Below are 13585 nucleotides of genomic sequence, written 5' to 3'. Positions count from 1 at the left end.
CGCACGCTCCTCGCGTGCACCCGTCATGAGAGGCAGCCGTGCTTCCCGCACTCACCGCACTCGTCGTCCTGCTGACGATCGCCACCGCGGCGAACCTCCTGCTGACGTCCGCCCTCGCGCGGCGGCTGCGCACCGTCGAACTCACCGGGGCGCGCCCTGCCCGCCGGCCGCCTGTCGGCACCCGGGTGAGCGATTTCACCGCGCGCTCGGTGTCCGGGCGGACGATCGAGCGGGCCGACCTGCTCGGCGGCGATCGGTTGGCCGCCTTCCTCCAGGTCGGCTGCGGACCCTGCGGGGATCTGATCGCGGACATCGCGAGAAGCTCCGCAGCCGGCGCGCTCCCGTCGTTCTTCTTCGTGTCGGGGGATCCCTCGGACACGAAGACCCTGGAGATGGCCGGGCGACTGTCGGCGCTCGGCGAGGTCGCCCTGGTGGGCACCGGTCCAGAGGTGGGGTCGGCGTTCGGCGACATCGACGTCTTCCCGACGCTGCTGGTGCTGCGCGACGCGGTCGTCACCGCGTCCGGGCACGATCTGGCGGGTACGCTGCCGGACCGGCCCGGCGAGGCCGCCGAGGCCGGCCAGGGCGAGCGGGTGCCGGCCCACGCCCCGGACGGCCGGTGATGAGCCTCGCGCAGCTGGCCTGCCGGGCCCTGCTGGCTGTGGTGTTCGCGGTCGCGGTCGCGGGCAAGGCCCGCAGCCGTACGGAGTTCGCGCTCTTCGTCGGCTCGCTCGCCGACCACCGGTGGCTCCCCGCCCGGCTGCGCGTCGCGACCGCGGTCGCGACGCTGGCCGCCGAGACCGCAGTGGTGGTCCTGATGGTGCCGGCCGGACGGCCTGGCGCCCTCCTCGCTCTCGCCTTGCTCGCGGCGTTCACGGGGGTGACGCTGCGGGCGGGCCGAGCCGCCGACTGCCAGTGCTTCGGCACCGGCGCGGCCGTGTCCGGACCGGGCGCCTTCGTGGCCCGCAACGCCACACTGGCACTGGCCGCCACCGCCGTGGTCCTGCTCCCCGGCGACCGGGTGGTGTCGGGGCCCGGAGCGGTGGCGGTACTGTCCGGGGCCGTCGCCGGACTAGCGGTCACCCGCTGGGACGACCTCGCTTATCTGCTCCGGCGCCCGACGACAGGCTGACACGCAGTGGGGCGGGCCGCGAAGCGCCCGGCCGGCCCCCACCCCACGGCCGCTTCACGCCAGCAGCGCCCGGACCTTCTCCGCGTCGGGACTGCCGCATTCCAGGAACACTTCCAGGGCTTCCTGCCAGTACGCGCGCGCCTGGTCCGGCTGTCCGCTCGCCGCGAGCGTCTCGCCCAGCTGGTGCAGGATCTGCCCGGTGTGCAGCGCGTCACCGAGGCGACGCGCCTCGGCAAGGGCGTCCCGCGCGTCCCGCGCCGCCTGCTCGTACCGCCCGCCCCGGTGGCGCACCCGGGCGAGGTTGGAACGGAAGACGTACGACGGCTCGTCCGGACGGCGGGCGGCCATCACCTCCAGCGCCTCCCCCACCAAGGCCTCCGCAGGGCCGTGCTCGTGCAGGTCCGCCAGGGTGATGCCCAGGTTGGCGAGAGAGACCGTCAGCAACCGCGGATCGTCGAGATCCCGGGCCCCGGCGAGCGCGCTCTCCTGGTACGCGCGGGCCTCCGCCAGCCGGCCGAGGTCGTAGTGCAGGCTGCCGAGGTTGGCCCGGGTGGCCAGGGCCGGCCGCTGCATCCCGGCCCGCTCGTAGAATTCCAGGGCCCGCTCGTAGGCGGCAGTGGCGGGCCCGAGTTCGCGGCGCAACGAGTGGACGACCCCCAGGCCGTTGGCCATCCGCGCGGCGGCGTGTTCGTTGCCGATCGCCTGGGCCGCATCCTCCCCCCGACGTGCGCACTCGGTCAGGGCATCGAGCCGGTGGCTGCGCAGCAGATAGCCGAAGTGGTGGTCGGCCAGCTGCCAGACGACCCGGTGATCACCGCGCTCGACGGCGAGCCGCAGCAGGGCCAGCAGATTCTCCGACTCCTCCTCGAACCAGGCGAACGCGGCCGCGTAGTCGGCGAGCGGCGCGGGATCGTCGAGCGGGTACACGACCTGCACGCCGAGGTCCGCCCGGCCGGGGTCGAGCAGCCGCTCGCCCGCCTTGCTGATGCCGATGTACCAGTCGTTCAACCGGGCCAAGGCGGCGTCCCGTTCGACCGGATCGCCGTCGGCGCGGCTGCGCGCGTACAGCCGTACCAGGTCGTGCAGGGCGTACCGGGACGGCGCCTGGCGCTCCAACAGGTGGACCGCCTCCAACTCGCGCAGCAGTCTCCGGTTCGCGCCGGCGGCACGGGCCGGCAGCACGGGGCCGGTGTGAGTGAGCGCGGCGGCTGCGGCCGGCCCCAGCCACTGGCCGGGGTGTACTCCCTGCAGCCGGAACGCGCGGGCCTGGTCCGCCCGCAGATGCCGGTAGGTGTGGTCCAGGGCCCGGCCGACGGCACTGCTGTCGTCACCCGGGAGTTCGAGGGCGCCGAGCCGGTCGCTGTCCGTGGCGAGTTCGGCCACCAGATCAGCCAGCGGCATCCCGCCCTCCATCAGTCGGGCGGCGGCGATCCGCAGGGCCAGCGGCAACTCGCCGCACAAACGAGCGAGTTCTCGGGCAGCGTCCGGCTCAGCCGCGATCCGCTCGGGACCGACGACCCGGCCGAGCACCTCTACGGCCCGCTCGGGCAGCAGGGAGTCCACCCGCACTGCCGCGGCCCCCGACTCGACCAGCAGGGTGCCCAGCATGCTGCGGCTGGTGACCAGCGTCAGACAGCCCGCCGAGCCGGGCAGCAGCGGCCGGATACGGCGGTAGTCACGGGCGTTGTCGAGGACCACCAGGACCCGGCGGCCGGCGAGGCAGGACCGGTACAGGTCCTCGCGCGCGGCGGTCGATGCGGGGATTTGCGGGGCGGGCACGCCAAGCGCGATGAGAAACCGCTCCAGTACGGGTCCGGGCTCCTCGCAGTCGCCCTCGGCATAGCCCCTCAGGTCCACGAAAAGCTGCCCGTCCGGGAACTCCTCGGCCCGCTGGTGGGCCCAGCGGACCACTAGCGCGGTCTTGCCCACGCCGGCCGGACCGGTGACCAGCGCGACACGGGGAACGCCGGATTCCCCCTCCCCCACCGCGTCCAGGGCAGCGAGCTGCTCGTCGCGGCCGATGAACCCTGCGGTGTACGGAGGGAGCTGGGCGGGTCGCGGAGCCTTCCCCCACAGGTCCGACCAGCTCAGGCCCACGGCGGCAGTCGCCGGCCGGCCCAGCGCGGCGGACGGGACGGACGGACTGGGCGCGCCGGACGGGGCGCGCTCCGGCCCACCGCCCCCGCCCGCTCCGGTCACGACGGCGGTCCCGTCCGCACGGCCGGCCCCGGCGACGTCCGAGCCTCCGGCCGGGGCCGTGAGCGCCGGGTCGCCGCGCAAGACCGCCTGCTCCAGCTCGACCAGCGACCGCCCGGGGTCGAGCCCGAACTCGTCGACCAGCAGTGCGCGCACGGATCGGGCCACCGCGAGCGCGTCGGTCTGCCGGCCGCTGCGGTACAGCGCCAGCATCAGGCGCTCGGCGATGCCCTCCCGGGCCGGGTGGTTCGCGAGCACGGCGGTCAGCTCGGGCACCAACTCGCGGTGCCTGCCCCGGCCGAGCTCGATGTCGGCGAGAAGTTCGTGGGCCGCAAACCGCTGTTCCTCCAGCCGCATCCGCGCCGGTCCGGCGAACGGGGCCGCGATGTCGGCGAGCGCCGCACCCCGCCACAGTCCGAGACCGTCGCGTACCGTACGGGCTGCCTCGCGCGACTCGCCTGCGCCGGCGAGCCGGCCCGCCTCGTCCAACCGGCTCGCGAACTCGGCCGCGTCCAGGGCGTGCGCGGCGACCGTCAGGCGGTAGGTGCCGTGGCGTGAGGTAAGCGGTCCCTCTCCGCCCGCCCCAAGTATCTTTCGCAGCTCCGAGACCGCGGTGTGCACTTGGCCGCGTGCGCTGGCGGGCGGGTCCTGTTCCCAGAGCGCGTCCACCAACTGTTCGGTGGTCACCGAGCGGTTGGCGTGGAGCAGAAGGAACGCGAGGGCCGCGCGCCGTCGTGGACGGTCCACCCCGACCGGGCGGTCCCCGTCAGACACTTCGAGCGATCCAAGAATGCCATAACGCATGTGCTGTGCTCCCTGAGGCACGTCCATCGATCACGGGGGCCGCACGGGTCCGTGCCGACGGCCGTCACGGGACGGCTGTTTCCCCCGGGAGGATCATGGACCCGGCAGGTGGCGTAGCGGAATGCCACCATGCCGGTGATTTGCGGACGGATGCCTCCCCTGCCCTCCCCGGCCCTCAGCTGCGAGTCGAGGACTGGCATGTTCAGGCGCAGTCCCGCTTCCGGCGCGCCGTCGCACGTAGAGTCTGCAGGGATCACGGCCGGCAATGTTGGCTCGGCGACATGAGAGGGCATCGTTGAACCCGAACCCCATCTGCTGCTTCTGCTATCAGGTCATCGATCTCGACCAGGACGGGGCAGCAACCAAGCTCAGGCTGGGTGCAGTTGCCCCGGTGCGAGGCGGCGCCGTGCGCCAGCAGGCCTATGCACACTCGAACTGCCTGCGCGAACGGGTACATCCGAACATCGACCTCTGGTTCGAGTTCTGAGGCAAGCCGGCGTCCAAGGCTGCAGACCGTAGGTGCGATGATCCTGCGATACCTCGTGGGATCACAGCGTCGGAACCGTTCTGGACAGCCCTGTTCACCGAGAGGGAGACCCGAGGCCGGGACCGGGCGGCCTGCACCTCGGACGAGCGAAGGCCGCTCCGGCCCCGGGTGCGTCGAGTCCGCGCCCGCCCGGCGATCCGGCCCGACGGCGTCGGCCGGCCCTGAGCGCCGACCGCGTTCTTCAAGCGCGGGCCGCCGCCGCGGCGACGATCCAGTTCCTGAACTCGACGGCGTAGTGCCGCATGTGGTGCTCACCACGCCACTCGCGCGGTCGTTGGTTGCTCAGGTGTGAGCCGAGACGAACCGCACGAGAGCGTCGGCTGCGGGGCCGGAGGAGGCGGGGTTCTGGCCGGTGATAAGAAGACCGTCCTGGACAACGTAGGGCTGCCAGTCCGTCTGCTTGGTGTAGTGGCCGCCGAGCTTCCTGAGTTCGTCCTCGACGAGGAAGGGAACGACTTCGGTGAGCTGGACGCCTTCCTCTTCCGTGTTGGTGAAGCCGGTGACCTTCCTGCCACGTACGAGGGGCGTGCCGTCTTCGTTGCGGGTGTGGCGCAGTACGCCGGGGGCGTGGCAGACCAGGGCGACGGGCTTGCCGACGCGCAGGGTGGTCTCGATCAGGCGGGCGGAGTCGGCGTCCTCGGCGAGGTCCCACAGGGGGCCGTGGCCTCCGGGGTAGAAGACGGCGTCGTAGTCGTCGGCGTTGACGGAGTCGAGGCGGATGGTGTTGGCCAGTGCTGTCATGGCTCCGGTGTCGGCCTCGAAACGGCGGGTCTGGTCGGTCTGGGCGTCGGGCTCGTTGCTCTTGGGGTCCAGCGGCGGTCGGCCGCCCTTCGGGGAAGCGAGGGTGATCTCCCACCCTGCCTCCTTGAAGCGGTAGTAAGGGGCGGCGAGTTCCTCCAGCCAGAACCCGGTGGCACGGCCGGTGTCGCCGAGCCGGTCGTGCGAGGTGAGGACTACGAGGACCTTCATGATGATGTTCTCCTCAAGAGGATGGGAGTCTGAGTGGACGATCTGTGCTCGCGTCGTCGCGAAGGACTCGGTCACGGCACGAGGCCGGGCAGCAGTGAGCCGCCCGCGTCAGGAGCCGAGGGAGGTCAAGGGCGGACCTGGTTGTTCTCGACGCTCTGCAGGCGGGCAGGTCCCGAGCGCACCCTCGGCCCCCACGTAACGGGCTGTGAGCAGCGCCGGACATTCCCCTGCACGCCGTTGTCCGTACCCACCGGGACGCGTCCCGCGACCTTCGGCCTTCCAGAAGTCCACGCCACGCTGTACCCGTCTTTGCCGCGCTCGACACCTTGCGCTACGCGACTGGTCCAGTCAGGCAGCGGGCCGGCCCGCGGGGCCACGGCAGCGGGCTGAGCAAGCCGAGGCCCGCCACCGCCGCAGGCGAAGCACTACCGGCAAGGTGAATCTTGCGGGTCGGGCCGCCCCGGGGACCGTTCGAGTGGATGGCAACCGGTGGGTGGTCGAAGCAGCGGCCACTGCACCCTCCGTGGCCGGCACGGCGGCTGGGTGAAGGTGCTGCGAGCTGAGAAAGGGGCAGCAGCTGTCCCATGCCTCGTGCAAGCAGAGACACGCGGTCAGATCCAGCGCCCGCAGCAGCTCCAGGCAGCCTGGCCATCACGTCGACCCTCCGGCTCCGAAAGGCGTGACCGGCGATTCGGAGGCGGCGGCTCCTGCCTGCCGTCGGGGCCGCCGCGGGGCCGGCTCGTCAGGGGGCGGCGGGCGTCAGCCCGCGATCAGGATCCCTCCCGCCACGGCCGCAGCGACCCCCACGACAAGGGCCCCGACAGCGAACGCGATCTCACCGACGCGGGAGCGGTGTTCGGCGGCGAGGTCCGTGGTGAAGACGACCGGGTTGTCGGGGCGGTAGTGGATCGTGAGGTCCCGGCCGCGTGAGCCGGCGGGATCGCGCAACCCTTCAGTGCGGTAGGCGGTGACGGCGGTGCCGTCGTGGGTGGTGAAGGCGACGACCGGGGTGTGGCTGGTGGCGGTTCCGCTGCCCTCGTCGAGGGTGACATCTTTCAGTACGGCGATGACGCGGCCCGGGACCGGGCCGCCGGAGGAGAGGCCCTCGATACGCAGGCGCGAGTCGCGTACGGCCCGGGGCAGGTAGGTCGCACTCAGCAACGTCCAGGGGACACCGAAGCCGATGAGGGCCCACGGCCAGCCCCAGTCGATCGAAGCGACGACGACCAGCCCGACGTAGATGAGGAAGACCGCGAAGTTGGGCCAGCCGAGCCCGCTCCGTCCGGCGTCCGGGTCAGTGGTGAAGCGGTAGGCGTGCGGGCGGCCGGGAGGATAGCGGATACCGATCTCCCGGCCCATCCAGGCCGTGCTGATCCGGTCGCCGCACTCGCCCTCGTTGGTGACGGTGAACTCCTGCCCCGTGACGGGATCGCGGAAGGTGACGACCACAGCGATACCCTCGCGTCCCGAGCTCCCGTGCCGGGGCTCAGTGACCCGTTCGATCCGGCCCATGACGCGGACCGCCCGCTGGCCGCGGGTCACCCTGGCCAGCGACCGTCCGTATCCGACGACCGCGACCGCGCCGAGGCCGACGCACCACAACGCCAGATAGCCGTGCCAGCCCATCCGTGCTCCTCCTGGTCCGATAACCTGCCCCGCACGGCTCGCCCGTTCCGTCCGGGCGCCCGTTCCATCCGTCCCGTCAGCGCGACGGGACGCGCCGCACGACCTCACCGTGGCCGTTCGCCTCCAACGAGGCGGCGCCATCGGCACCAGCCACCCCGACTCTCAGGGTGAGGGCGCCGGACAGGCTCTCGGCGGTGAGCTGCCAGGTCCGCGGGGCGCGGACGCCGAGAGTGGTTCTGGCTTCCCGGACAAGGGCGGGAATGCGCGGGTAGGGCAGGGCGTCCAGGTCGAAGCCGGGTGCCTGCGAGCCCGCAGGAGTGAAGACGACGGTGAGGAGGCGTTCCTGCACGACGACGGTGAGTGCCTGGCGCTCCTTGCCGTCGCCCTTGGTGAGTGAGTCGACCGCCAGGCGCAGCCGGCCCTCGTCGAACAGGGACTGTCCGGGGCCGAGGGCGACGGTGCCGGACGCGGCCGAGACGATCGTGGTGGACGAAGTGCCGGAGTCGGCGGGCCCAGCGGCCGAGGGGGGCCGGTCGGCAGGGTCTTCCGGGCCGAAGAGGTCGGCCCGGAAGGCGAAGACCACGCCGGCCGCTGCGAGCAGCAGGGCGAGGAGGGTGAGGTAGCCGCCGACGGTGCTGTCCGGGGACGGCTCGCCGGCCAGGACCGGGCCGGGCGCCGAATCGATGCGGGCCGCGGTCGCGCGGTCCTCCCATTCCGGTGTCGGGCGCTTCACCAGCTTCACCGCCCACGGCTGGTGCGGTGGGTACTGGACGACGACGATGCCGCCGGGTCTGTAGTCGGGCAGGTCGACGAGATTGACGGACTGGGTGGACTCGACGCGGTACGCCGGTCCGTCGTCCGGGGCGACGGTGAGGTCGAAGCGGACGGGCACGTCGCTGGTCTCCCCACCGGTGGCGCGCAGGCTCTCGATCATGGCGAGCGCGGTGCGGGGGACGATGGCCGCATCGCGTGCGCGCTGGGGCGCCCCAGCGGCGAGGACCAGCAGTCCGTAGGCGATGGGGACGGCCAGGCCGCCGATCAGCAGGGGACCGCGTTCGAGGACAGTGCCGACGACGAATGCGGCGAGCGAGCTTCCGATCACCGCGCCCGTGAGGATCCCGCGGGCGAGGTCGAGGAGGGTGCGGCGCGTCGGCGGTGCGCTCGGAGGGGCCGGCGTGATCGTCATACCGAAATTGTGGCGGCGCGGGCGGCGGTCCGGTAGACGTGCGGGCACCCTTCTCTCCCCCAACAACGTTCAGTGGAACGGATGTTGTCAGCTGCTGAGCCGCCCAGGCAGCCGGTCGACACGTTGAGCGTTCCGGGCGCCAGGAAACGGCGATTCCGGTCCGGACGCGGACTCCCGGCATCGACGTCAGGACCTTACAAAGAGGGTGGCCCTCCAGCAGTTCCCCGACCCGCCCCGCCAGAGGTTTCCGCTGGTCGAGCACGGCAGCGAGCGAGGCTGCCAGGCTTGGGGCGATCAGCGCGGCCTCCTCGGTCCCCGGAACTGTGACGGCCTGCTAATCCAGCGCGGCGAAGATCTCCTCGACCAGCCGCTCGGCCATCCCCGGTCCCTTCGGCCGCAGCAGGGTGACCAGGCGGCGCCGTCCGACCTTGCGGATCTGTGGCGGGGACGCGAACCGTTCCAGCAGGATGAGGACGGCCGGGTACTGCAACCACGGCCCCAACACACGTTCCAGCGACGGGTGGATCTGGGTGAGCAGGCCGTGCAGCCGGTTCGCGACCCGGGTGGCCTCGTCGGCCAGGTGGTCGTGGAACCCGACGATCATCTCCGCTCAGCGATCGTCTCGTCCGCGCCGCCGATGGTTCTTTCACGCTTTCGTCCGGCCTTGCCAGGACACCGAGCTGCCACATCCACGTTACGGAGATCTCTTCCGGCTTTGGTGAAGCCGGTGCTCAAGCCCCTCATCAGGGGCCCCAGATCGTGAAGCGCAACAAGGGGGCCCTCTATGTCCTTCGTCAAGGTGTGGCCGTGTGCCGCAGTCGGCGACTCTTGAGCGCCCCGGCAACCATTCCGGCTCGGAGGGGGTCCTCCATACCAGGCCACCGCTCGGGGCCATCGACGCAAGAGGGAGAAGCGTCATGGGGGTCCGCAAGGCAGCGAAGAGTGTCGGCGACTTCTTGGTCGAAACGCTGGGTGAAGCCGTCGCCGAGGTAATCCTCAGCCTGCTCGCCTGTGCCCTGCTCGGCGGCCTGGCTCTGATCGCCTACCTGAGCTGGTCCCTCAGCCCACGCTTCACCGTCGTGGGGGCTGGGCTGCTCGGCCTCGTCCTCGCCCACGGCGCCTGGCAGACCTTCCGCACCCCCGCGAAGGGCCGTCGGGGCCTCGCCGCTCTGACCGCTGTCGGTTTTACCGTGACCGCCTTGACGGCTCTCTTCCTGCTGCTCTACTCCACAGGATGCGACTGCCTGTGAGGCCGTTTGGTTCAGCTGCCGCAAGTCCGAGGCCGGTCACGCGGTGGCTGTTTCGGGGACGCGCGACTCGCCGAAGGTGCAGTCCCGGAGTATGGCGAACAGGACGCTGATGCGTTGGCGGGAGGCGGAGGAGGACCTGGGTGTGGGTCTTGCCGCAGGCGCGCTGCTTGTCGTAGTAGGTGCGGGAGGCCGGGTCGGCGTTCATGCAGGCGAAAGCGAACAGGAACATGGCGCGTTTGAGCTGGCAGTTTCCGCCACGGGGGTGCGTGTTCGCCGTGGATCGAGGTCCACGACGACTTCGGGTGGGTGCGAGGCCGGCGTAGGAGACGAGGTGGGCGGCGGTGGGGAAGCCGGTGCCGTCGCCGACAATGACCAGCAGGACGGCGGGGGTCCTGACGCCGACGCCGGGCATGGCATCGCCGGGCAGGTAGGCGACGCGGCGGCCGGCGTTGCGGGCGCGAGTCGTCCGCATTGCGCCGGACCGGACGGTTTCCGGACCTCTGATCAGCGTCTCCGACGAACACCCCCGGACCCGGTGACGCCCCCCAAGTCATGCCTTCGACTGGGGGCAACAGTCATGCCTGGCCCGGGGCACCACTTCCGCCAGCGCCCGTCACGGTCCTATCGCTCCGTCGCCGACGGCGAGTCCGGGTTCGCGCATGCCGCGTCGTCGGCAGTCGCTCAACAGGTCGGCCCAGGACTCGGTGAACTCGTGCGCCCAAGAGGAGCAGCCCGCAGAAGCGGGCCTGGACGAGACGGACCTCGGGATGGACCCCGTCCGCCCCCACGTAAACGTATTCGGACTCCGGCAGGTCGCCCGCCTGGAGGGCAGCGTGATCGTCCTGCCACTGTTTGGCCGAGCGGGTCACGGTGGCCGGCGGGAGCCCGGCCGAGGTGCCCAGGAACTGTTTCGCTGCCGGAAAGAAGTCACCGGAGGACAGTCCGTGCACGGGCGTGAGCCGCGACCGCTTCCTTGCACCGGTCGCGGCCCACGCGCGCGGGTACCCCGGCTGGTCACGAGCCGCAGCAGCCGCCCGGCGAGTCCTGCTCGGTAGCCGCCGCACCGACCGTGGCGGGGGCGCCGAGCTGGACGAGCTGGGGCGCGGGTGCGCAACAACCACCGCCGTCGGCCTCAGCGGCGCCGGGGGCGTCGAACAGGCCGGCGCCCCCGCAGACTCCGGTCTCGGGCAGGGTCAGTTCGACGCGGTCGGCCGCGTCGAGGTGGCCGGCGATCGCAGCGGCGACGGACCGTACCTGCTCGTAGCCGGTCATCGCGAGGAACGTCGGGGCGCGGCCGTAGGACTTCATGCCGACCAGATACACGCCCTGTTCGGGGTGAGTGAGCTCGCGGTGACCGTGGGGATAGACAGTGCCGCAGGAGTGCTGATTGGGGTCGATCAGCGGAGCCAGGGCGACAGGGGCCTGGAGGCGCTCGTCGAGCCCGAGGCGCAGCTCGTCGAGGAAGGAGAGGTCGGGACGGAGGCCGGTCAGCACGATCACCTCGTCGACCGGGTCCAGGCGCCGTCCGTCCTCGCCGACCAGGACCAGTCGGCCGTCGCCGTCCCGCTCGATCGCCTCGGTGCGGAAGCCGGTGACCGCGTCCGCGTGGCCCTCGTCGACGGCGGCCTTGGCCGCCAGGCCCAGGGCGCCGCGCGCGGGGAGCTGGTCGGCTTCGCCGCCGCCGAACGTGGACCCGGAGATGCCCCGGCGCAGGATCCAGACGCCCTTCGTGCCCGTGCCGTCCCCGGACCTGGCGAGGTCTGCGAGGTGGGCGAGGGCGGTGAAGGCGGAGGCACCGGAGCCGATGACGGCTGTGCGCCTGCCCAGGTACCGGGCACGGGCTGCCGGGTCCTTCAGGTCGGGGACGCGGTAGGTGATCCGGTCCGCGGCGCTCTTCTCGCCGAGCGCGGGCAGTCCGCTGCCGCCGGCCGGGGACGGCGTGGCCCAGGTACCGGAGGCGTCGATGACGGCGCGGGCGAAGAGGCGCTCCTCACGGCCGTCGGCGAGGGCGACGTGCACGACGAACGGCTGGGCCGCGCGGTCGGCATCCACGATCCGGTCCCGGCCGGTGCGCGAGACACCGGTGACGGTGGCGCCGGTGCGGACCCGGTCGCCGAGGATGTCAGCGAGCGGCTGCAGGTAGGACTCGGCCCAGTCACCGCCGGAGGGATAGGTGACAGGGTCGGGCCGCGTCCAGCCGGCGGGTGTCAGGAGCTTCTCGGCTGCCGGGTCGATGACCTCGCCCCAGGTGGAGAACAGCCACACGTGCGCCCACTCGCGCACCGCGGCGCCGGCAGCGGGCCCGGCCTCCAGGACCAGGGGCTCGATGCCCTGGTCGATCAGGTGGGCGGCGGCGGCCAGTCCGACGGGGCCGGCTCCGATCACGACGACGGGCAGCTCAGTGGTAGCGGGCGCGTTCACGGCGACTCCTTGCATGTTTCGACATCTGTCGATGGCTTGCGCGGCCCAGCATGACACCTGCATCGATGAGCGTCAACATAGACATTCATCGAAACCAGGCGCTCACTGATCGAGCACATTGACGCCGCCGTGATCGGGCGGCCACGGCGTCGCCGCAGCCTGCACGCCGCCACGGCGCGAGCTGCGGCCGGTGACAGAGAAGACGTCCGACCGTACGGCCGGGTCGCGGCCACACCGCTACGACAGCCTCGCGCTCTTCTCGCCGCGCCCGGCACAGCTCCCTGCCCGGAGTGCCCACGGCGCAGACCGCGACCGCTGCCCGCACGGCGACGAGGTCGCGACCTACCTCGCCACCTACGCCGACCACCTGGACAGGCCACGCCAGCGGGGTACCGGACGCCCGTCGCCCCGGACTGGCAGCGCAGCCTGCCATCGGACTCGCCGCGCGGCGTGGACCGGGACGCCGAGCGCATCGCCCGACGACCGGCCGCCACCTTGCGCGCCGGCGACGGCCTCCTACACGGGTTCGATGTGTGTCAACATAGACGTATGTCGAATACGAAGGTGCTGCCGCTGCTCGAACGCGACGGTCAGGGCGTCACGCCATGCTGCCCGCCGCTGACCGAGCGGCCGATGACCGCCGAGGAGGCCGAGACGGCCGCGCGGATGTTCAAGGCACTCGGCGACCCCGTCCGCCTCCGGCTCTTCTCGGCCGTGGCCTCCCACGAGGGGGGTGAAGCGTGCGTGTGCGACATCTCCGACGTCGGCGTCTCCCAGCCCACGGTGTCCCACCACCTGAAGAAGCTCAAGGAGGCGGGGCTGCTCACGTCCGAGCGGCGCGGCACCTGGGTCTACTACCGTGTCGAGCCGGCCGTGCTCGCCGCCATGGGCAATCTGCTGGCCCTGCCGGCCGCGGCCTGACAGGGAACAGGGAGGGGGTCGTGGTGGGCGGACCTGCGAGTGCGATGATCGTGCCGCTGGAACCGGGGCACGCGGGGCAGGTGCTCGCCATCTATCAGGCGGGGATCGACGAAGGAAACGCCACCTTTGAGACCGTTGCCCCGGCATGGGAGGTGTTCGACGCGGCGAAGCTGCCCGGGCACCGCTTCGCCGCCGTCGACGCCGACGGAACGGTGCTGGGCTGGATCGCCGCGAGCCGGGTCTCCGACCGATGCGCGTACGCGGGTGTGGTCGAGCACTCGGTCTACGTCCATCCGGCCGCCCGCGGCCGCGGCATCGCCTCCGTCCTGCTGAAGGCTCTGGTGGATTCCACGCAGCGGGCCGGGATCTGGACGATCCAGTCCGGGATCTTCCCCGAGAACACCGCCAGCCTGGCCGTGCACCAGCGGGCCGGCTTCCGTGTCATCGGCACACGGGAGCGGATCGGGCGCCATCACGGTGTCTGGCGCGATGTCGTCCTCGTCGAACGCCGCAGCCCCGCCATCACCTGACCG

The 13585-nt window shown here is 72.0% G+C and carries 12 protein-coding genes and 2 pseudogenes; 6 read left to right on the top strand and 8 right to left on the bottom strand.

The genetic code is table 11. From position 1 onward, the window contains the following. Positions 1–38 precede the first annotated feature (38 nt). Positions 39–623: a hypothetical protein gene (locus ACZ6C6_RS08705; protein ID WP_469200486.1), complete on the top strand. Its 585-nt coding sequence runs from the start codon at positions 39–41 to the stop codon at positions 621–623. Continuing rightward, on the top strand, positions 623–1132 hold the full coding sequence (locus tag ACZ6C6_RS08700) for a MauE/DoxX family redox-associated membrane protein (protein ID WP_469200484.1): 510 nt from the start codon (positions 623–625) through the stop codon (positions 1130–1132). The genes ACZ6C6_RS08705 and ACZ6C6_RS08700 overlap by 1 nt, the downstream gene beginning before the upstream one ends. A 54-nt stretch (positions 1133–1186) precedes the next feature. Here the strand turns inward: ACZ6C6_RS08700 and ACZ6C6_RS08695 are convergent, their stop codons facing one another. Beyond that, entirely contained in the window at positions 1187–4102 is a 2916-nt protein-coding gene (locus tag ACZ6C6_RS08695; protein ID WP_469200482.1) for an AfsR/SARP family transcriptional regulator, read from the bottom strand. A gap of 325 nt (positions 4103–4427) precedes the next feature. Between ACZ6C6_RS08695 and ACZ6C6_RS08690 the strand changes: the two genes are divergently transcribed. Then, on the top strand, positions 4428–4619 hold the full coding sequence (locus tag ACZ6C6_RS08690) for a hypothetical protein (RefSeq protein WP_469200480.1): 192 nt from the start codon (positions 4428–4430) through the stop codon (positions 4617–4619). 342 nt (positions 4620–4961) lie between these two features. On the opposite strand, the gene ACZ6C6_RS08685 is transcribed toward ACZ6C6_RS08690, so the two are convergent. The 4 genes and pseudogenes from ACZ6C6_RS08685 to ACZ6C6_RS08670 form a co-directional block, all read right to left on the bottom strand. Then, positions 4962–5648, bottom strand: coding sequence for a type 1 glutamine amidotransferase domain-containing protein (locus tag ACZ6C6_RS08685; RefSeq protein WP_469200479.1), 687 nt, complete (start codon positions 5646–5648; stop codon positions 4962–4964). Between the two features lie 759 nt (positions 5649–6407). Further along, positions 6408–7274: a DUF3592 domain-containing protein gene (locus ACZ6C6_RS08680; protein WP_469200477.1), complete on the bottom strand. Its 867-nt coding sequence runs from the start codon at positions 7272–7274 to the stop codon at positions 6408–6410. A 76-nt stretch (positions 7275–7350) separates the two neighbouring features. Beyond that, on the bottom strand, positions 7351–8460 hold the full coding sequence (locus tag ACZ6C6_RS08675) for a hypothetical protein (RefSeq protein WP_469200476.1): 1110 nt from the start codon (positions 8458–8460) through the stop codon (positions 7351–7353). Between the two features lie 157 nt (positions 8461–8617). Next, positions 8618–9105, bottom strand: a pseudogene (locus tag ACZ6C6_RS08670) (IS110 family transposase); the annotation flags it as partial. Between the two features lie 272 nt (positions 9106–9377). Here ACZ6C6_RS08670 and ACZ6C6_RS08665 point away from each other — a divergent pair. Next, positions 9378–9710 carry a lysine transporter LysE gene (locus tag ACZ6C6_RS08665; protein WP_469200474.1) on the top strand — a complete coding sequence of 111 codons (333 nt, stop codon included), beginning with the start codon at positions 9378–9380 and terminating at the stop codon, positions 9708–9710. On the opposite strand, the gene ACZ6C6_RS08660 is transcribed toward ACZ6C6_RS08665, so the two are convergent. From ACZ6C6_RS08660 to ACZ6C6_RS08650, 3 genes and pseudogenes are all read right to left on the bottom strand, one after another. After that, positions 9646–10122 (bottom strand): IS110 family transposase, encoded by a 477-nt coding sequence (locus tag ACZ6C6_RS08660; RefSeq protein WP_469200874.1) that lies wholly within the window; start codon positions 10120–10122, stop codon positions 9646–9648. The two genes, ACZ6C6_RS08665 and ACZ6C6_RS08660, sit on opposite strands and share 65 nt — an antisense overlap. A 204-nt stretch (positions 10123–10326) precedes the next feature. Next, a pseudogene (locus ACZ6C6_RS08655) lies at positions 10327–10660 on the bottom strand (IS256 family transposase); the annotation flags it as partial. A gap of 64 nt (positions 10661–10724) precedes the next feature. Continuing rightward, the gene (locus ACZ6C6_RS08650) at positions 10725–12131 is read right to left on the bottom strand and encodes an FAD-dependent oxidoreductase (RefSeq protein ID WP_469200472.1); all 1407 of its coding nucleotides are present in this window, start codon (positions 12129–12131) and stop codon (positions 10725–10727) included. Positions 12132–12680: 549 nt separating this feature from the next. Here ACZ6C6_RS08650 and ACZ6C6_RS08645 point away from each other — a divergent pair. Together ACZ6C6_RS08645 and ACZ6C6_RS08640 are read left to right on the top strand one after the other, a co-directional pair. Further along, the gene (locus ACZ6C6_RS08645; protein WP_469200470.1) at positions 12681–13052 is read left to right on the top strand and encodes an ArsR/SmtB family transcription factor; all 372 of its coding nucleotides are present in this window, start codon (positions 12681–12683) and stop codon (positions 13050–13052) included. A gap of 44 nt (positions 13053–13096) precedes the next feature. After that, a complete protein-coding gene (locus tag ACZ6C6_RS08640; RefSeq protein WP_469200872.1) occupies positions 13097–13582 on the top strand; it encodes a GNAT family N-acetyltransferase in 486 nt (161 codons plus the stop codon). Positions 13583–13585: the final 3 nt, after the last annotated feature.

Source organism: Streptomyces sp. NPDC041814 (assembly GCF_055590565.1).
Note: the sequence above shows the minus strand (reverse complement) of the source record. Positions and strands in the feature narration are given on the sequence as shown.

Bases quoted from the DNA above. Each gene is read 5' to 3' on its own strand.
- ACZ6C6_RS08645 (WP_469200470.1), top strand. From the start codon at position 12,681: ATGTCGAATACGAAGGTGCTGCCGCTGCTCGAACGCGACGGTCAGGGC.
- ACZ6C6_RS08675 (WP_469200476.1), bottom strand. From the start codon at position 8,460: ATGACGATCACGCCGGCCCCTCCGAGCGCACCGCCGACGCGCCGCACC.
- ACZ6C6_RS08700 (WP_469200484.1), top strand. From the start codon at position 623: ATGAGCCTCGCGCAGCTGGCCTGCCGGGCCCTGCTGGCTGTGGTGTTC.
- ACZ6C6_RS08665 (WP_469200474.1), top strand. From the start codon at position 9,378: ATGGGGGTCCGCAAGGCAGCGAAGAGTGTCGGCGACTTCTTGGTCGAA.
- ACZ6C6_RS08685 (WP_469200479.1), bottom strand. From the start codon at position 5,648: ATGAAGGTCCTCGTAGTCCTCACCTCGCACGACCGGCTCGGCGACACC.
- ACZ6C6_RS08660 (WP_469200874.1), bottom strand. From the start codon at position 10,122: ATGCCCGGCGTCGGCGTCAGGACCCCCGCCGTCCTGCTGGTCATTGTC.
- ACZ6C6_RS08680 (WP_469200477.1), bottom strand. From the start codon at position 7,274: ATGGGCTGGCACGGCTATCTGGCGTTGTGGTGCGTCGGCCTCGGCGCG.
- ACZ6C6_RS08640 (WP_469200872.1), top strand. From the start codon at position 13,097: ATGATCGTGCCGCTGGAACCGGGGCACGCGGGGCAGGTGCTCGCCATC.